We start from the raw sequence: 18,564 nt of genomic DNA on the forward strand, positions 1-18,564 counted from the left end.
TCCACGAAAGAATTTTCCTCCCCTGTCCTTGTATGAACAATACGACAAAAACTACTTAATTAACTTCCATAAATATTTATTTACACATATTACTCATTACTGTATCGTTGCGCTAGTACAAGGTAACACCATTCATCAGGGAGTCTATATGACCATTGAGGTAACGCAGAATTTGAAACGCCCCTCCATATTCGGTGGCGCTATGATCATTGCCGGTACTGCTATCGGCGCTGGTATGTTTTCCATTCCGATTGTCACCTCAGGCGTATGGTTTACAGGATCAATTATTTTACTGGTGTATACCTGCGTATGCCTTTATTTTTCCAGTCTGATGATTCTTGAATCTAATCTGAATTATCCTATTGGTTCCAGCTTCCATACTGTTACCAAAGACTTACTAGGTAAAGGTTGGAGCATTCTGACCGGTTTATCCATCACCTTCGTTTTGTATATCCTGACCTATGCTTATATCTCAGCGGGAAGCTCAATCATCCTCCACAATATTGAGCATATTCTTCCGATAAAACAGTCAGTAGCTGGCTTGATATTCGCCTTTATCGTTGCCTTTATTGTTTGGATATCCACTAAAGCAGTCGATCGTTTAAGCACAATATTAATCGGCGGGATGGTAATCACCTTTATCATGTCTGTCGGGGGTATGTTTACGGATGTCAAAACAACCATTTTGTTCGATTTGAACAACACCGATACAAGTTATTTACCTTACGCTTTGGGTGCTTTACCTTACCTGCTGACATCATTTGGCTATCACGGCAATGTCCCTGGGCTGGTTAAGTATTATCACAAAGACAGTAAAGCTGTTACTCGCAGTTTGCTATACGGTGCATTAATAACTTTGGTCATCTATATTTTGTGGCAGTACGCGATTCAGGGAAATATTCCCCGTGAAGCTTTCAAGCAAATTATTGCCGATGGGGGTAATATTGGTAACTTACTGCAACAGATGGATAATACATCCGACAATCCAGCCGTGGCCCGCTTTTTAAATGCCTTTTCATATATGGCATTATCAAGTTCATTTTTAGGGGTATCACTGGGATTATTTGATTATCTGGCAGACTTTTTTAAATTCGATGACAGCGGAAAAGGACGTTTTAAAACCGCACTGATAACATTTGCTCCACCTACTGTACTGGCATTGCTCTTTCCAAACGGCTTCCTGTATGCAATTGGTTTTGCGGGTCTTGCCGCAACAATGTGGGCAGTTATTATTCCTGCACTAATGGTTCGTGCCAGCCGTCAGCGTTATCCGGAATCTAACTACCGTGCTCCGGGAGGGAATTTCTTGATAGCCTTTGTTATCCTGTTCGGTTTGGTAAATGCAATAGCGCATATCCTCTCCTTGTTTAATTTGTTACCAACTTATCGTTAATGTTTTCCCTTCGCCCCAGTCTTTTAACTGGGGTATTCATTCATTTCTTGCCTAATAAGTTGACTGCGAGTAATTTTGTCGCCACTTGAATCTTCATTCCACTATTTTCTTGTTCTTACGGAAGGTATCTATGGCTAAAGCCAATGAAATTAAACGCGGTGCTGCAATCAACCATAATGGAAAGTTACTGTTAGTGAAAGATATTGATATTCAGTCACCCAGCGCTCGTGGTGCCAGCACTCTGTACAAAATGCGTTTTACTGATATTCGTACCGGCCAAAAGGTGGAAGAGCGCTTCAAAGGTGATGATATTATCGAAACCATTACATTGACTCGCCGAAGTGTCAGTTTTTCTTATATTGACGGTGATGAATATATTTTCATGGATGATGAAGACTTCACCCCTTATCATTTCAAAAAAGATCAAATTGAAGAAGAACTGCTGTTTATTCCAGAAGAGGGTTTACCAGGAATGCAGGTTCTGACAATGGATGGTCAATTACTGGCTCTTGAATTGCCACAGACTGTTGATATGGTCATTGACGAAACATCACCGGGCATTAAAGGAGCCTCTGCCAGCGCGCGCACTAAACCCGCTAAAATGAGTACAGGATTAACTATCCAAGTTCCCGAATATCTCAGTTCCGGCGAAAAAATCCGCATTCATATTACAGAGCGTCGCTATATGGGACGTTGTGATTAATTCCGTATTCTTGAATATGGGTTGCTCTTTTGACGAAAATAAAATCCAATCAAAAGAGCAACCCATTATCTATTAAGTCAAAAATAATCAACATTAACAATTGCCACACGTTTCTGGTTATCTGTCCACTTCACACTGGAAACACCTATGTTACCAGGAAGTATGACTCTACCTGTTGTTTTATGAATTGAAATGATTTGCCTAACTGTGAGATTTTTTCCCAACCGATAGCAAGAAATATTGGCCTGAGTGTTTGATATGATAACCTGACATCCTGGGTCAACAATAGCACCTGAAAACCGAATTATTCCTCCTGTTGATTCGGCATATCCATAAGAAAGCCATGAAATCAATAAACCGCCAATGAATAATTTAAGATAATTTTGCATGGTCACCTCACTTTCGTTTTTCCATTAACTAAAACTCAGTTACCTTTTATCCTTCATTTCCATAATAACTATTTCATGTAGAAAAAATACGACAGCAACACTTTTTATTGATAAATATCAAATGTGGATTTTTTTCTAAAAATAATGACAATACTTTTATTAAATAATTTTAATCATTGCCATTAACACTCATTGTTTGAACCAAATCACAAATGAAAGTTATAATTATAATTTATGTATATTAAATAAAAAAAACAGAATAATTAGGCAAATCCCTCCATAAAACCTAGTGATAATTTATAGTAATTACACCTAAATTTTTACTTTCCCCCACCCTCATCAGCATATCCGGCATCCCAATTAAATAGTCATAGAAGGTCAACAATAGCATCATAAAAGTGAACATAACAGAACATAAGATTGGGCGAAGAATACGCCATTGCAGGTAAGAGAAAGACATAAACAAAAAAATCGCCATTTTTCGTAACATAAGTATTCAATCTCCAAAACAAGCACTATTATCTATTTTGGCACCGCACTAATCTGAAAATCAGATAATGGTATAACGCTCTTCTATCTATATAACGGAAAATGAAACAATTTCTTTATACTTTTTATTTATCCCGACCACAACTCAACATAATATTCTAATAAATCTGGATATAAGGTTATTCATATATAGTTATTTAATAATAGTCAGACATCAATGTTACGCTAAATATATATTATCGGTACTGACATGTGGATTGAGCTATTTTTCTGATATCAGGAAATCATTTTTATATTAACAATAAAATAATTCATCGATGAAATGTCCAAATATACTGATATAATCACACCTTAACGATACTCTCTCCTTAGTTATTACGCTTTCCTATAAATTTTGTTATAGTGCCATCCCTGTTAATTTGACTACCAAAGTCCATTTTCGCGTTAAAATAGGTATTCCATGACTCGCAGTCACCCACTAGCCATACTTGTGCTTAATATCCTTGGTATCGCCTTGTTTCTCTCATGGTACCTACCAGAGAACCACGGTTTTTGGTTTCATATTGATTCCAGCATTTTTTATTTTTTTAATGAGAAACTGCTGCCAAATTCTAAATTTTCCCTATTTGTAGCTATCGCTAATGTAAGAGCATTTGATGTTATCTCACTTTTATGTATGGGACTGCTTTATTACAGCGCGTTTCGCAAACAGGATTATGCGGGTAAGCGTGGGCTTTTCATGCTTGGCCTAGTGATGCTGATCTCAGCTGTAATCATTAACCAAATTGGTCACCAAATTCCTGTCAGCCGCCCTAGTCCAACATTGACATTTGAAAATGTTAATCGCATAGGAGAAATGACAAGTTGGCATACTAAAGATGCCTCCAAAGATAGCTTCCCTGGCGATCACGGGTTAATGCTTTTAATTTTCAGTAGCTTTATCCTTCGTTATGTCTCTCGCAGCGCATTCTTTGTTGCTCTGTTGATTATGGTTGCCTTCGCCCTCCCCCGCATTATGGCCGGTGCTCACTGGTTTACAGACATTGCTGTCGGCTCCTTATCCCTGACACTGATTGGCATGAGCTGGGTATTATTGACTCCATTAAGTGACATTATAGCAAAATGGCTAGATAAGAAATTACCGCACATTAGACGAGCTAGTTGATACTGCAATATCGGGCAGATAGCAGATATCTGCCCGATATTATAAAGTATTTATCAAATCAGTATAAAACCACAATAATCCTCTCTAACTCCTTAGTTACTAATCTAATTTTTTGTAAATAACTCCATTCATATCTCGCTTTTTATTAATGATTTCAGTACTCTTTTCTACGTCCTTTTTATTAAAATAATACGTTTTGTAAAGATAATAATAAAATGTGTTGTTTCGCACACTTTAGGAACAGAAAATTTGTTAATTCGCCATATTATGACTAGGCTTTAGAATGTTTGGCTTTTTATGATGACGATAAGTCACGTTAAGGACTGCAGGGGAAAATCAATACGATGGTCAAGTCTCAATCAATACTGAGATACATATTGCGGCTGATCCCCGCAATTCTAGCGGCAGTAGTACTAACTGCATGTAGTTCACCAGATTCCAAGCTCCGCAATAAACAAACTGAGATGCATGCAGTAAACTCTCAAAAGCATTTCTTACTGCAATCATCTCAGGATGAATTTGAAACTTTGGTTAATAATTTAGATACCAAATCTAAGCTACTTAACCAATATGCAGACTGGAAAGGTGTTGCCTATCGTCTTGGTGGAAACACAAAGCGTGGTATTGACTGTTCAGCTTTTGTCCAGCGTACATTTCATGATCAGTTTGGCATGGCATTGCCTCGTTCCACGTTAGAACAACAAAATATTGGTCAAACCGTTAGTCGTTCTAAATTACGCGTAGGTGACTTGGTGCTGTTCAAAACAGGGATTCGGATGCGTCATGTCGGCATTTACCTTGGTAATAATCAGTTCGTGCACGCTTCAACCAGTAGTGGCGTGATTGTATCCAAGCTGACAGATGCTTATTGGAGTAAACGTTACTATGGAGCAAGGCGAGTATTAGCAAAGAATACGAAAGTTTCAATATAACCACTACCAACGAATACAGTCACTCATTACTCAGAACACTCCCTTGCAGACAATAAAAAACGCTTACTGAATGGAAGCGTTTTTTATTGATGAGTAAAAATTATAGCGGGTACAAAGCAGTTATATTTTCGGCTATTGCAGCACCTAATGTCTTGAGACGACACATCACAGCGCTCTCATCTTCTTTCGCAAAAAATAAACATGGTTCTTCTTCCCACTCAATCACAGCACTTAATATCTGCATATCAGCAATAGACTGATTTATAACATGCATTATATCCCGTGCTTTTTCGCCTTCATGGCTTAACAATTTCAGCCCTGTCAGGCTATTTTTCATATCTGTACCTTCTGTTGGCAAAATTTCAACTTTCGAACCAACAAAACCAGATGACCACCGATAACTTTGCGGCAGTCTGTGTACTACCGAAAGTTGGATATTATCCACGTATCATTCCTATTAGAAATAACATTAATACATCTAACCACCAGCTGTAAGTTATCGATTCGTCAAAACCGAATAACTACCCAACAAAAAAGTAAATAAAAAGTTAAAATAAAAATAAAACTATCGCCCTTACTTTCATTTTCCACCTTAAAAAAATGCGATCAACCTCGCATTTTATATATGTTTATACTGTTTAGGTAGAAAATTCAACTTATTTTTATGCAAGGCAATAACCTTTCATTCAATACTTATTTACATATTTGTTTTTTTCAAGCTTTATCATATACAAATAAAAGAATAATCTTCTTTAGTTACAACCAATTAGTCAATAATGGTTCCATTATTATCTACACCCACTTAAAGAGCAACAAGAAGTTAACAAAAAAACAAATAATACGGTACTTTCCAGTACAAATAAGTTAACAAATTTCCACATTTGTCCAATGATCATTCGCTATTTCCTGTCTATTAAGACAATTAATCGCTTCTTTGCGTATTCAAGATACTTTAGGAAGCAATACTCACTTAACCACTATCGGGCTGAGAAGAGGATTTTTAAAAACTATACTCAATGGATTTCAAGATGCAGTAGGGTGGCAAAGGGAACGAATCCCAAAAACAACGGAGGATATAGAGCAAACAACAAGGCTATCCAATATTAAAGGATAGCCTTCAGAGAATTTTATTTTTGCACCTTACGTGCATAGATAATAAGTGATACCGCTAATATCACACATAACACCATTGATCCTACCATTGGCCAAGCATTTTCCTCTGGCAATAAAGACAAAATAGCTCCCACTAAAGCAGCAATACTAAAGCGGATAGTCCCAGCTAATGAAGAAACAGTTCCCGCCATATGGGGATAATCATCCAATATAACAGCCATGGTATTCGATGTGATCATGGAGATCCCGCTGATATAAATGGCAACACCAATTACCAGCGAAATAAACCCTAAATCGAACATTGTGCTAAAAAATAACCATAATCCCATAATGAACTGCACAAATAGCCCCACGTGCAGCATTTTCAATGGGCCATATTTGCGAACACACTGGCTATTAATAGTCGCCATGATGGTTAGGAAAATAATGTTCAATCCAAAATAGTAACCAAAATCCTGCGCAGACACGCCATTTAATTTGATGTAAACAAAGGCGCCGACTGTAAGGAAAGAAAACATTCCTGCAAAGGAAAAACCGCTGGCTAATATATAGCACAATACCTGACGCTGCCTAAACAGCATAACAAACTGTTTCAATGTGGTTCTTAAGTGGAATCTCTGCCTTTTCTCTTTTGGTAGCGTTTCCCTGATGAAAAAAGCGACCAAAGCAACAGCAATTACCGCAACAATAGCGATTGACCAGAAAATAGCATGCCAATTAAACCATATCATCACTATTCCACCCAACATGGGAGCCAATAGTGGTGCGATGACCATCACCAATGTCACAAAAGACATACTGCGGGAAAATTCCTCTTTCGTGAACATATCACGCATCAATGCGTTAATTACAACACCAGCCGCAGCAGCAGAAAAACCATGCAAGAAACGCATAGAGATAAAAGTATGAATATCTTGTGCCAAAGCACATGCCGCAGAAGATATGGCAAAAACAATGACACCGCCTAAGATAACAGGTTTGCGTCCTAAGCTATCTGACATTGGCCCATATATTATTTGCCCAATGGCGAACCCCAGAATATAGCTATTCTGCGTCATTTGCACCAAGCCATCACTAACACCAAAATCTTCAGCGATCGTTGGCATACTCGGTAAATACATATCAATCGCCAATGGCATTAACATAGAGAGCAAGCCAAGGATCAAGACTAATCCCAAATAGGATAATCTCTGTTGTTGCACGTAGGTACTCCTAAAAATTGAAGGTTAAAAAATTATAATCTTGGCATCTGTATGCTATTTATTTCACTATCAGTCAGCGCTCGGTATTCCCCCGTTCCCAATGCTGGATCGAGATTAATTTCCCCAATTCGTTCCCTATGGAGTTCAACAACATAATTACCTACTGCCGCAAACATGCGTTTTACTTGGTGATAGCGCCCTTCACTGATAGTTAAACGTACAATCTGAGGTTCAATAATTTCTAATTTTGCTGGTTTTGTTAGTGTTTTTTCACCATTCAACTGGATTCCGGCAAAGAATTTCTCCTCAATATCTCCCGATATCGGCTGTTCCAATGTAACAAGGTACGTTTTTTCACAATGATGTTTGGGAGATGTAATACGGTGTGACCACTGGCCATCATCAGTCAGTAGAACTAACCCTGTGGTATCAATATCCAATCGTCCTGCGGAATGTAATTTATGTGCAATGGGTTCATCAATAAAATATAAAATAGTCGGGTTTGAGGGATCATCTGTTGAACACACATATCCCTGAGGTTTATTCAACATAAAATAACGGGGGCCATTTAATTGTTGCAATATCGTTCCATCATAAGCAACTTGCTGATCGGGCTTCAATTTATAGGCACCTGTCTTGATAACTTCATTATCGACGGTAACTAATTCTGCCCGTAACTCACGTCCCACATCATTACGACTAATACCTAACTGTTGTGATAAAAATTTATCCAATCGCATGAAATAGATCTACCTGATAAAAACATGAACACGCCTTTGATACTACAAATAACTTCAAGGCTACTATTAGGATATTAGATTACATAGATAATTTTTAGAATAATCATAACCCATAAAACTATAACAATAATAAATCAATTGCCATCACTCGTCTAATCCCTACGAAAACGAAGTAACAAATGCTTTCTCGTCAGCAAGGCTAAATGAAAAATGTTATTATCTGCATCAATAATCTTTCACCTGATACCATGACAGTAACACAAAATGGCTTTTACTTTACGCCCTTATCAACAAGAAGCGGTAGATGCTACCATCCGTTATTTTCGCCAACATGAAGATCCTGCTGTTATTGTTTTGCCAACAGGAGCAGGTAAAAGCCTTGTCATCGCTGAATTGGCAAAACTCGCTCACGGCCGTGTTTTAGTACTGGCACATGTCAAAGAACTTGTGGCCCAGAATCACAGTAAATATTGTACTTATGGATTAAATGCAGATATTTTTTCAGCCGGACTCAATCAAAAACAAAGCGCGGGAAAAGTGGTTTTTGGCAGTATTCAGTCCATTGTCCGCAATCTGGGTTGTTTTGACCACCACTTTTCATTACTAATCATTGATGAATGCCATCGTATTAGTGGTGATGAAAATAGCCAATATCAACAAATTATTCAGCAGCTACAAAAAAACAATCCTCAAATACGTATCTTAGGTTTAACTGCAACACCTTACCGTCTGGGTTCTGGCTGGATATACCAATACCATTATCATGGCATGATGCGCGGTGATGAACGATGTTTTTTCCGTGATTGTATTTATGAACTTCCCCTGCGCTATATGATTAAACACCACTTTCTGGTTCCTCCAGAAAGACTAGATATGCCGGTAATACAATATGACTTCAGTCAGGTTCGTACCCGTCAACAAGGTATTTTCAACGAAGCTGAGCTAAACCGTGAGTTAAAACGCCAAAAACGTATTACACCGCATATCATCAAACAGATCATTGAATATGCCCAAGACCGGAAAGGAGTGATGATTTTTGCTGCTACGGTCGAACACGCCAAAGAAATTTCCCAATTATTACCTGCCGATCAAGCCGCTTTGGTGAGCGCAGATACTCCTGCATCAGAACGAGATCTTTTAATTACTGCGTTCAAGGAACAACGACTACGCTATATGGTCAATGTTGCCGTACTCACAACCGGTTTTGATGCTCCCCATGTAGATTTAATTGCCATATTACGGCCAACAGAATCTGTCAGCCTCTACCAACAGATCATCGGGCGTGGATTACGTCTGTCTCCTGATAAAAAAGAGTGTTTAATTCTGGACTACGCAGGTAATCCCCATGATCTTTATACGCCAGAAGTTGGCAGCAGTAAGCCTAACTCACAAAGTCAACCGGTACAGGTTTTTTGCCCCATCTGTCAGTTCGCCAATACTTTTTGGGGAACTTATACCGTAGAGGGAAAGATCATTGAACACTTTGGACGGCGCTGCCAAGGATGGGAAGAAGATGAAAATGGAAAACGACTGCAATGTGACTTCCGTTTTCGTTTCAAATCATGTCCACATTGTGGCGAAGAAAACGATATAGCGGCCCGACGTTGCCACCGCTGCGAAGAAGTACTGGTCGATCCTGATGATATGCTCAAAGCCGCCCTGAAACTCAAAGATGCTCTGGTTCTTCGCTGTGGTGGAATGCAATTGACACCGGGCCATGATAATAAAGGAGAATGGCTGAAAATTACGTATTACGACGAAGATGGTGCAAATGTATCAGAACTGTTCCGTTTATCCACTCCAGCCCAAAAGAAGGTATTTGAACTCCAGTTCCTCCGCCAGCATCAACGCGCACCCGGTACAACGTTTCTGTGGAAAACAGCGACAGATATCATTCATCAACTCTCTTTATTACGTCATCCTGATTTTATTGTCGCCCGCAAAAAAGGCCAGTTTTGGCAAATTCGGGAAAAAATTTTTGACTATAAAGGACGATTTAGACGAGCTGATGCTCTGTATTAAGGACATCCAATACCCGCCGTAAAATACATTTCTATTTGCTGTCATATCGGATTTTCGTTAGAATGCCGTCCGCTTAGCGTAATACATAATGTTAAGCCAAGTATCGAGCCTGCTGCTGGGTCGCCTGTAGCAGGATTTATTTTCTTCTTTTATAGAGAAAAATGATGTTAACTATTAATGCGAAAGTACGTCAAGAGCAGGGTAAGGGTGCGAGCCGCCGCCTGCGTAGAGCTAACAAGTTTCCAGCGATCATCTATGGCGGTAACCAAGAGCCAGTTTCTATCGAACTGGATCACGATGCAGTTATCAACCACGAAAGCAAACCAGAATTCTACGAAGTTATGACTCTGGTTGTTGATGGTAAAGAAACTAAAGTTAAAGTGCAGGCAGTACAGCGTCATCCGTTTAAACCTAAACTGACGCACATCGATTTCCTGCGTGCTTAATTAGCCACAGTCGAGCTTTTATCGGGACGCCGAGTAAATAACGCCGCATTTGCGGCGTTATTTATTTCTACAGCTTAAAATATTTAATTATTCGCATTGACTATCAAAATTAGCGATTACCACTGCCACGACGTTGTAATTGGTCACGTAGATTCGGTGGAGTACCTTTAATTGTCAACGTATCCGTGACCGGGTCCCAAAAAATCCGTTCTCCCATTAACATTGCATCAAAATTTATGGTCAGCCCTCCGCCGCTCCCTGCGAATTTCGTCAATTGGCGCAATGTCCCACGATCAGCAGGGAAACTTTCTTCCAATTCATATCCCTGTTCCTGTGAAAACTGCTGGAAACTTTGCTCACCCAGAGCTGGTAATTCTTGGGATAGTTCTTGTAACTTAATCTCTTCGCCTGCCTGCAATTGCTCATTACAGTAACCATAAACTTGCTGGCGATAAGCCTGACGTTCATTTTTATCCAACTGTACCGATTCACAATAATCATCCACAGCCTGCAACAGTCCCTTATTCTGTACTTTCGCATTCATTCCTTCACTGGCAGCCAGAAAGTCCATAAAAAAATCAGAAACTTTTCGCCCTACCCTACCTTTGAGGAAAGTCAAATAACGGCTGGATTCAGGATTAGTTTCCCACTCAGTCAAATCGATTCTCGCAACAATGTCAGCATGAGGAATATCAAGATACTGCGTCGTGTTCACATCAAGTTCATCATTAACGGACATACTGTTACAGCTATTAAGGGTTGCTATGAGCAAATATTCCACCGTCAGGTATCTATATTGACAAAACAACACCGTTCCACCTTCTGCAAACGGATACTTTGCCAACTCATCTTTCAGACGCACGGTTGCTGCTCGGCTAAAACCAAGAAAATCCTCATCTCCTTTACGCAAATGACGAAGGGATTCTGCCAGTTCACTCTCTTCATTGAACAAACCGTAAGCTTTGCTTTTCGCGCTATATACACGATGTAATTCCGCCATCATCTCTTCGACAACTTGATTGGCATCCAGAAGAGAATCGCGCAAAATTACTTCTAACGTTTGTTCGTCACGTTTAATCAACCGGTGTAACGCGATCTGGGTAATTTCCAGACTCATTATTTATACTCCTTTTGCAGCTTTGACCGTATAGGCTCTTGCGATTAGCGACGTATTCAAACATCGTTATCTTTCTGCTGCAACCAAAAACCCAAATGATGGAAAAACGTTCACAAATTAATTATCAACATTCAACATATCAAAGACTAAAATGATGCAACAGATTCAAGAATGGCAACAACTTCCACAATAGGAAATTAATTTGTTATAAAAAAGCAGAAAATCACCCTTCTATACGGTAAGATATGGGGCTTTGTACATTCAGGATATTTGATTTATGCCACAGTCATCTCGCTATAGCGATGAAAAAGTTGAACATTTATTAACTGAATTAGTAAATGTTTTCGAGAAAAACCATACGCCGACTGACCTCACCTTGATGGTTTTGGGCAATATGGTAACGAATTTAATTAATACGAGCATTGCTCCTGCGCAGCGCAAGCACATCGCAGACTCATTTGCACGCGCGTTACAGTCTTCAGTTAACGAAGACAAAGCGCATTAATTTACTTAAAACCTTGACGTAAAGAAAATATGGTGACTAGCCGTCAGCATTATCGCGAAAAAGTTTCTCAAATGATCAGTTGGGGGCACTGGTTCGCACTGTTCAACATCGTGTTCAGTCTTGTGCTGGGCAGTCGCTATTTATTTGCATCTGACTGGCCGGGTTCACTGTTTGGGCGCGTCTATGCGCTGGTCAGTTGGCTCGGCCACTTCAGCTTTATCGTCTTTGCCATTTACTTACTTCTCTTATTCCCGCTAACATTTATCGTTATGTCTCAGCGGTTATTAAGGTTTCTTTCAGCTGCATTCGCAACAGCAGGATTAACGCTGTTAATCTTCGATTCCTCCATCTATGTTCGCTTTCATTTACACTTAACCCCACTGGTTTGGGATTTAGTGATTAATCCAGAACAAGGCGAATTAGCAAGGGAATGGCAACTAATGTTCATCTGTATACCTATTATTTTTCTGATACAGATGCTCTTTGGTACATGGAGCTGGCAAAAACTACGCAGCCTGAGCCGACAACGATTTGGCAAGCCATTGGCAGCCGTATTTATTACCACTTTTGTAGCTTCCCATCTTATGTATATTTGGGCAGATGCTAATTTCTATCGTCCAATTACCATGCAGCGCTCAAACTTACCGCTTTCTTATCCAATGACTGCCCGTAAGTTCCTTGAAAAGCATGGCCTACTGGATCAACAAGAATATCAACGCCGTATTAACCAACAAGGAAATCCGGCGGCACTAAGCGTCAATTATCCACTGAATAACCTCTCCTACCATGATACCGGACGCGGCTATAACTTGCTCTTGCTCGTCGTAGATGGGCTGGATAATCAAGATATCCTCACGGATATGCCAACTTTGAAACACTTTGCGAAGAAAAATATCCAGTTTACTCAACACTTCAGTACTGGTGTTAAGAACGATACTGCATTATTTGGTTTATTCTATGGCATATCATCGGGTTATCTGGACGGTATACTCAATGCAAGAAAATCATCCGCACTTATTGATGCACTGACGCATCAGAGGTATCAATTTGGTCTTTTTTCTTCAGATGGATTTGAAACCCCACTTTACCGTCAAGCTATTTTAACCGATTACTCATTGCCAAATACCAATAAACAGAACGATAACTTAACTGTGACCCAATGGCGTAATTGGTTGGATCTACGTAATAATTCAACACCGTGGTTCTCATTCCTGGATATTAATGGTCTCACATATCCATCAAGTAACTTTGATAAAAAAGCGTTGGATGCTGAAATCAATACTGTTTTAGAAACTTTGGTCAATAAAGGCATCCTGGATAAAACTATCATCGTGATTACAGCCAAGCAGAACAAAGAAACAACAAACCACTCAGCATCATGGTTTACCGGTGATAAATTCAACCGCGAAAAAATCCATGTTCCCCTGATAATTCACTGGCCAAACACACCAGCGCAAGTAGTAAATAAACTAACCAATCATCAGGACATCATGACAACGCTAATGCAGCGCTTACTGCACGTAAGTAATTCTCCAGAAGATTATTCACAAGGCGAAGATCTCTTCAACGCTCAGAGAGAAAATCCATGGCTGATTACTGGTAATGACGGCTCATTAATAGTTACAACCGCTACAAACACAATCTATCTTTCTAAGGATGGGGAATATCATTTATATGATTTGGATGGCAATGAAATTCAGTCTACCAAACCAAACCTAGCTCAACTATTACAGATATTAACTGAAGTAAAACGTTTTTTAGCGAATTAATCGTTTAAAAATCAAGCACTCATTAAGTTAGGGGCTTGCTTTGAAAATAAAAAACGGTAGTATAAGAAAAGTCATCGGCATGTAGCGCAGCCTGGTAGCGCACCGTCATGGGGTGTCGGGGGTCGTAGGTTCAAATCCTATCATGCCGACCAAATTTCCCCAGAAAAACCAACCTGTTAAGGTTGGTTTTTTTATGCCTGAAATTTGCTTGGTGTAAAACTGGTGTAAAATGGGTGTAAATCCCTATCCCAAAACGCCATCTTTATTGAGATAGAAATCATCACGCCCAAAGTGGGATATCACACTTTGGATGAGCGCGTAATTTCAAGCCGTCCTATGTTGTGATTTCCACAATAGAGACTTGATGTATTTATCCAAAAAATCACGCCTTAACGAAAAAATCGCAAAATAACTGTACCATCTGTACCACTTACCATAGGTCAGTCTATCCGTGACCAATGCAACCATGGGGATTTCCACCACAGTTGATTTTACGTAATTCCATCACTGTGCCAGAGATTAATAAAATCAAAGCGTTATGTGATACTCCGCTTTATCTATTTGAATTTTATGATAACTCAAATTTGAGCCATCTCCATCACTTTGGAATTACCACTAGTTGAACCTAATCACAAAATGAAAATATTACCAGTGTTATTTTATTTTCTGTTATGAATGTGAGACCACTACACAGCCTAACCATAAGGGGTGACTTATTATGAAGCTTGATGAATGGCTAGCTAAAAGGGTAGAGCGGACTAGAAAAAGGGAGAGTGAAGGGAGGCTATATGGTGATCAATGGGTGGCTGACAAACTAAAAGGATTTAAAGAACGCGAGGAAGAAAACGATCCTCATAAGAAACTTAATACTCTTCTATTTAATAGATTAAGAATGATAGAAAACTCACTTTCAGTCCGGGAAAATAAAAAACCACAAGCTCCTGCTGGAAATGGTTCTGTTTATTTTTTGATAAAATTAGATGGTAAATATTACTTACTCAATAATGCAATTGAAAAACACTACGCGGATAAAACGAATGATGCGTATAAAACGAATGAAGCGAATGGAATCTATCTTTTTGTTATTACTCGGGAAGATCCTTGTAATGTACGCTGCGCTAAAACTGTTCGTGATTCCAGTTATCATGGGAATGATGTAGTTCAAGGGCATACCTCAATAAGTTACAGGGAGCCAGTGATTTTTGCGGGAGTGTTAACGTTTTGTAAAGGTGAGCTAATGAGTTGGACAAATGCTAGCGGGCATTACCTCCCTCCACCTGAGCAAAGATACTCATTGGAACCTTATATTAGGCACGTACTACTCCCTGATAACAAATTTAGGAGAGTTAATTTTCATGCATCACTTTAGTATACATTAGCCTTTTGCTGCTTCTCAGTGAAATTGATAGCCCATTAATAACCCGCAACTTTCTGCGGGTTTAAACTAACCTGAATCCTGAGTTGCCTGCCTCACATTCCACACCGAATCTGCCGGCATCTGGACACGGACCGAAATAGACCTGCCAGCCGGAATATCAATCAAATCCCCGTCAGAATAACCCTGACGTATATTTTTAGCGAACTCCGGTGCGTTTGGGTGTTCTCTGTGATAGGTCATGATTTTTATCGCGCCATCAGGCAATACTTCATAGTTGACCCAAATCAGCGGTAATTTATTTTTGCACATCAGAATTTCAACCCCACCATCGACTCCGCCCCATGCAACATCGGCGTTAAATCCTAAAACGTTTTTAATGAAGTATACGCCCTCAAACAGACGCTCAACCGTTGCGCCCACTGATTCCTCGTTGGTTTCGAATGTTCCATTACTCCAAATTTTGATAATGGGGGATGCAGATTTGAGATAACCATCAACCACGGTGGTATTTCTCGTGCCCCATAAATCAACATTGTTATAATAATATTCATCCTCACCATGATATAAGGCGTAGCTAATACCAGCGTTACCATCAGGTGTAACAAACCAGCGGCTGCATGAATGTACCCCCGTTGGATCAGCCCACCCTCTAATGTTCAGTAAGCTGACGTATGTGTTAAGGGTAACGTTTAAAAAACGTGTCGCTGTCCCGGCTTTTCATCAATCCAGCCAGACAAAATTGAGTTAACAGTAATTGGCAACGTAGCGCGGATAGCCCCGTCAGGGTAGATATATCGGAAATAGATGCTCAGTCATACAGAGGAACAGTTTCCAGAACACAGGCGGTTGTTGTTGTCATATCTTCATGTTTTAGCATGATAAGTTTAAACCTTTTGGTCAGTTAGTCGGCGTGAACACACATGTAACTCTGACCAATCACAGTACGTAACAATGTTTATTTTCCGGATGCGAAGACATTCCGTGAAACCCTTCGCCACTTTTTTCATACCACTTTGCCAGAAAAAGCGAAAGAACTCACGACTCGACTGACTGACAACTTTCAGATTTTAAAACCTGCATCTTCAAGTTAGATTGGTATAAATACTAACTTCATCAGACCATCTATTTACTACAGAAAACCCCCTATTCAAACATTCCTGATAAATAACCTCGTATCTTTTCTTTAAAAATAAGAGCTTATCTCTAAAAAAGATCACATGACCGTTGCCTAATGTATATGCCTCCAGTGTTGTCAGTGTAACTTTACCGTTTCTTTTGATTATATCATTGGGGATTCTAGTCAGCTCTCTATGTTCTGCAAGCAAATGCTGATCACATAGTTCATTCGGAGGAATAACATTTATTCTTGTCATAACTTTTAATAAATAAATTTTTATCTTTATTGTATATATCCAATTGATTTCGAGATACAGCATGGCAGCAAGAAAATAGTTCTCTAAGCCAAGAGCATAAAACTATGTGACTCAAGTAAAACAAATCTGTATCTTGATACGATTAAGAGTATGCAATAAACTATTCAAGTGGGTTAAAAGGGTTAAAACTACTAGCTCTATTATATATACACCATCTATAATTTTTTGAATACCTCCTTAGAAAGGATAATAAATTATAAATCGACGAAAAAACCATTGTTTACTGGCTCGAATCCACCTGATCTTTTTAATTTTTTTTATTAAAAAGTCCAACAAAAGCATAGTGTATTGATTTTTAATAAATAACTTACATTTTTTCATTATAAAATTTTTGTTTAAGATTAGTTAATTGTATAATCTGCCATTTTGGTCTATTTTATCTATGTGTACTCGAATGCTCTACTTTTAGTACACCCTCATTTGCTTCTTATTTCGCTCTTCCCCTCCCTATACTCAGGGAGGGATTTTTCTTATGTAGAAGCAATATCAACTCCGAATAATATCAAATTTTATTAATTATCTTAAACAAGAATCATTTAACTTAAGCAAATCTTCCTAGCATACCCCTATCATAAATTAAGCATTTATAATTGGCTAATTTTGTTATAAATATCTCTATGCACTTCCATAAAAAATGAATTAAATTTCATATATACCAACTAATATAATAAAAATAAGTAACTTTACTTATTTTACAGTCAAGCATGGAAAATAGGAAATTCATCATGAACATTAAAAAGTCATTACTTTTAGTGGGATTGACTACTTTTGGTTCAATCCCACTATCTGGTACTGCTGAAGCAACTACTCTCCACGGATATATCGATTCCCCACCAAGCAGAGCACTTTTATGTGCTAAGCTTACTAACAAAAATTGTGGGCCTGTTATGTATGAGCCACAATCTGTTGAAGGCTCTAAAGGTTTTCCACAAAGTGGGCCACCTGATGGGAACATTGCCAGTGGTGGAGTTAGTCAATTCAATCAACTCAACGAACAGAGCGCAGATCGCTGGCATCATGTTGCAATTAATAAAGGCACTAACACTTTTTCATGGACATTAACAGCCCTGCATAGCACTACTTCATGGCAATTTTTTATTACCAAACCTGATTGGGATCCAAATAAGCCTCTCACCCGTGCACAATTTGATTTAAATCCTTTCTGTGAACGTTTTGATGATGGAAAAAAACCATCTCAGAATGTCTCTTTAACTTGTGATGTACCAGAACGTTCAGGATACCATGTCATTCTCGGTACATGGACAATTGCAGACACCAATAATGCTTTCTATCAAGTTATTGATGCTGATATTAAATAATGTTTTTTAGTGGCATTCATATTTTTATCCATAATTAATTAGTCACATTAAAAGTAATAAACATGAAAAGTGCTGATAGAGTACCAGCACTTTTTCCTAATAAAACAAAAATAATTTTATATAGGATACGTTTACCAATTTAGCTTACTTAATAAAAAAATGAAAAAATCAACTATACTTAGAATTGCCAGACCAACAGACAATCTTGTTGAAATTTCAGATATGTACTGTAAAGGCTTAGATTTCACTATACTAATCGAATTTAAAGATCACGATAATTTTGATGGAATCATGTTAGGACATCCTAATCACTCCTGGCATCTAAATAGTTTGTCATAATGGTGAGACTCTTATATTTCTCATTTCTTTCCAATCCGTTAACGAAGCCCTTTTCAAAAAAATTTTCACATTACGAATAAGCTGCCACATAAATTGGCAACAATGATTGC

General features: G+C 38.7%; 17 protein-coding genes, 1 tRNA gene and 2 pseudogenes. 13 read left to right on the forward strand and 7 right to left on the reverse strand.

Annotation, left to right across the window (positions count from 1 at the left end):
• Window positions 1–148: 148 nt before the first annotated feature.
• Together mtr and yeiP are read left to right on the forward strand one after the other, a co-directional pair.
• The gene (gene mtr, locus AACQ81_RS05695) at window positions 149–1,393 is read left to right on the forward strand and encodes a tryptophan permease (RefSeq protein ID WP_237385200.1); all 1,245 of its coding nucleotides are present in this window, start codon (window positions 149–151) and stop codon (window positions 1,391–1,393) included.
• A gap of 130 nt (window positions 1,394–1,523) precedes the next feature.
• Window positions 1,524–2,096, forward strand: coding sequence for an elongation factor P-like protein YeiP (gene yeiP, locus AACQ81_RS05700; RefSeq protein WP_237385201.1), 573 nt, complete (start codon window positions 1,524–1,526; stop codon window positions 2,094–2,096).
• Between the two features lie 77 nt (window positions 2,097–2,173).
• Here the strand turns inward: yeiP and AACQ81_RS05705 are convergent, their stop codons facing one another.
• Window positions 2,174–2,485 carry a type 1 fimbrial protein gene (locus AACQ81_RS05705; RefSeq protein WP_237385202.1) on the reverse strand — a complete coding sequence of 104 codons (312 nt, stop codon included), beginning with the start codon at window positions 2,483–2,485 and terminating at the stop codon, window positions 2,174–2,176.
• Between the two features lie 949 nt (window positions 2,486–3,434).
• Between AACQ81_RS05705 and AACQ81_RS05710 the strand changes: the two genes are divergently transcribed.
• Window positions 3,435–4,139, forward strand: coding sequence for a phosphatase PAP2 family protein (locus tag AACQ81_RS05710; RefSeq protein ID WP_237385203.1), 705 nt, complete (start codon window positions 3,435–3,437; stop codon window positions 4,137–4,139).
• Window positions 4,140–4,483: 344 nt separating this feature from the next.
• A complete protein-coding gene (mepS, locus tag AACQ81_RS05715; RefSeq protein WP_237385204.1) occupies window positions 4,484–5,071 on the forward strand; it encodes a bifunctional murein DD-endopeptidase/murein LD-carboxypeptidase in 588 nt (195 codons plus the stop codon).
• A gap of 100 nt (window positions 5,072–5,171) precedes the next feature.
• On the opposite strand, the gene AACQ81_RS05720 is transcribed toward mepS, so the two are convergent.
• From AACQ81_RS05720 to rsuA, 3 genes are all read right to left on the reverse strand, one after another.
• Entirely contained in the window at window positions 5,172–5,516 is a 345-nt protein-coding gene (locus AACQ81_RS05720) for a YejG family protein (RefSeq protein WP_237385205.1), read from the reverse strand.
• A 682-nt stretch (window positions 5,517–6,198) separates the two neighbouring features.
• Window positions 6,199–7,386 (reverse strand): Bcr/CflA family multidrug efflux MFS transporter, encoded by a 1,188-nt coding sequence (locus AACQ81_RS05725; protein ID WP_336885660.1) that lies wholly within the window; start codon window positions 7,384–7,386, stop codon window positions 6,199–6,201.
• Between the two features lie 32 nt (window positions 7,387–7,418).
• Window positions 7,419–8,126 (reverse strand): 16S rRNA pseudouridine(516) synthase RsuA, encoded by a 708-nt coding sequence (rsuA, locus tag AACQ81_RS05730; RefSeq protein WP_237385206.1) that lies wholly within the window; start codon window positions 8,124–8,126, stop codon window positions 7,419–7,421.
• A 264-nt stretch (window positions 8,127–8,390) separates the two neighbouring features.
• On the opposite strand from rsuA, the gene AACQ81_RS05735 reads away from it, so the two are divergent.
• Together AACQ81_RS05735 and rplY are read left to right on the forward strand one after the other, a co-directional pair.
• Window positions 8,391–10,148: a DEAD/DEAH box helicase gene (locus AACQ81_RS05735; RefSeq protein WP_237385207.1), complete on the forward strand. Its 1,758-nt coding sequence runs from the start codon at window positions 8,391–8,393 to the stop codon at window positions 10,146–10,148.
• A 164-nt stretch (window positions 10,149–10,312) separates the two neighbouring features.
• Complete coding sequence (gene rplY / locus AACQ81_RS05740; protein WP_092548947.1) at window positions 10,313–10,594, forward strand: 50S ribosomal protein L25; 282 nt, start codon at window positions 10,313–10,315, stop codon at window positions 10,592–10,594.
• A 109-nt stretch (window positions 10,595–10,703) separates the two neighbouring features.
• On the opposite strand, the gene yejK is transcribed toward rplY, so the two are convergent.
• On the reverse strand, window positions 10,704–11,711 hold the full coding sequence (gene yejK, locus AACQ81_RS05745; RefSeq protein ID WP_237385208.1) for a nucleoid-associated protein YejK: 1,008 nt from the start codon (window positions 11,709–11,711) through the stop codon (window positions 10,704–10,706).
• A 277-nt stretch (window positions 11,712–11,988) separates the two neighbouring features.
• Here yejK and AACQ81_RS05750 point away from each other — a divergent pair, with 277 nt between their 5' ends.
• The 4 genes from AACQ81_RS05750 to AACQ81_RS05765 all read left to right on the forward strand — a co-directional run bounded on the left by AACQ81_RS05750 (window position 11,989) and on the right by AACQ81_RS05765 (window position 15,354).
• Window positions 11,989–12,216, forward strand: coding sequence for a YejL family protein (locus AACQ81_RS05750; protein WP_237385209.1), 228 nt, complete (start codon window positions 11,989–11,991; stop codon window positions 12,214–12,216).
• A 29-nt stretch (window positions 12,217–12,245) separates the two neighbouring features.
• On the forward strand, window positions 12,246–13,985 hold the full coding sequence (gene yejM / locus AACQ81_RS05755; RefSeq protein ID WP_237385210.1) for an LPS biosynthesis-modulating metalloenzyme YejM: 1,740 nt from the start codon (window positions 12,246–12,248) through the stop codon (window positions 13,983–13,985).
• A gap of 75 nt (window positions 13,986–14,060) precedes the next feature.
• A tRNA-Pro gene (locus AACQ81_RS05760) sits at window positions 14,061–14,137 on the forward strand.
• Window positions 14,138–14,703: 566 nt separating this feature from the next.
• Window positions 14,704–15,354, forward strand: a complete 651-nt coding sequence (locus tag AACQ81_RS05765; RefSeq protein ID WP_237385211.1) for a hypothetical protein — start codon at window positions 14,704–14,706, stop codon at window positions 15,352–15,354.
• Window positions 15,355–15,429: 75 nt separating this feature from the next.
• Here AACQ81_RS05765 and AACQ81_RS05770 read toward each other — a convergent pair whose 3' ends face one another.
• On the reverse strand, window positions 15,430–15,864 hold the full coding sequence (locus AACQ81_RS05770) for a phage tail fiber protein (RefSeq protein ID WP_237385212.1): 435 nt from the start codon (window positions 15,862–15,864) through the stop codon (window positions 15,430–15,432).
• 440 nt (window positions 15,865–16,304) lie between these two features.
• Here AACQ81_RS05770 and AACQ81_RS05775 point away from each other — a divergent pair.
• Window positions 16,305–16,454, forward strand: a pseudogene (locus AACQ81_RS05775) (IS630 family transposase); the annotation flags it as partial.
• Here AACQ81_RS05775 and AACQ81_RS19670 read toward each other — a convergent pair.
• Complete coding sequence (locus tag AACQ81_RS19670) at window positions 16,446–16,799, reverse strand: pyrimidine dimer DNA glycosylase/endonuclease V (protein WP_443089508.1); 354 nt, start codon at window positions 16,797–16,799, stop codon at window positions 16,446–16,448. The pseudogene AACQ81_RS05775 and the gene AACQ81_RS19670 overlap by 9 nt on opposite strands.
• Window positions 16,800–17,521: 722 nt before the next feature.
• Here AACQ81_RS19670 and AACQ81_RS05780 point away from each other — a divergent pair.
• Both AACQ81_RS05780 and AACQ81_RS05785 read left to right on the forward strand, forming a co-directional pair.
• Window positions 17,522–18,115, forward strand: coding sequence for a lytic polysaccharide monooxygenase (locus AACQ81_RS05780; RefSeq protein WP_237385213.1), 594 nt, complete (start codon window positions 17,522–17,524; stop codon window positions 18,113–18,115).
• Between the two features lie 159 nt (window positions 18,116–18,274).
• Window positions 18,275–18,439: pseudogene (locus AACQ81_RS05785) on the forward strand (VOC family protein); the annotation flags it as partial.
• Window positions 18,440–18,564 lie beyond the last annotated feature (125 nt).

The sequence above is a fragment of the Xenorhabdus sp. Sc-CR9 genome, from assembly GCF_963897815.1.
Lineage (GTDB): Bacteria > Pseudomonadota > Gammaproteobacteria > Enterobacterales > Enterobacteriaceae > Xenorhabdus.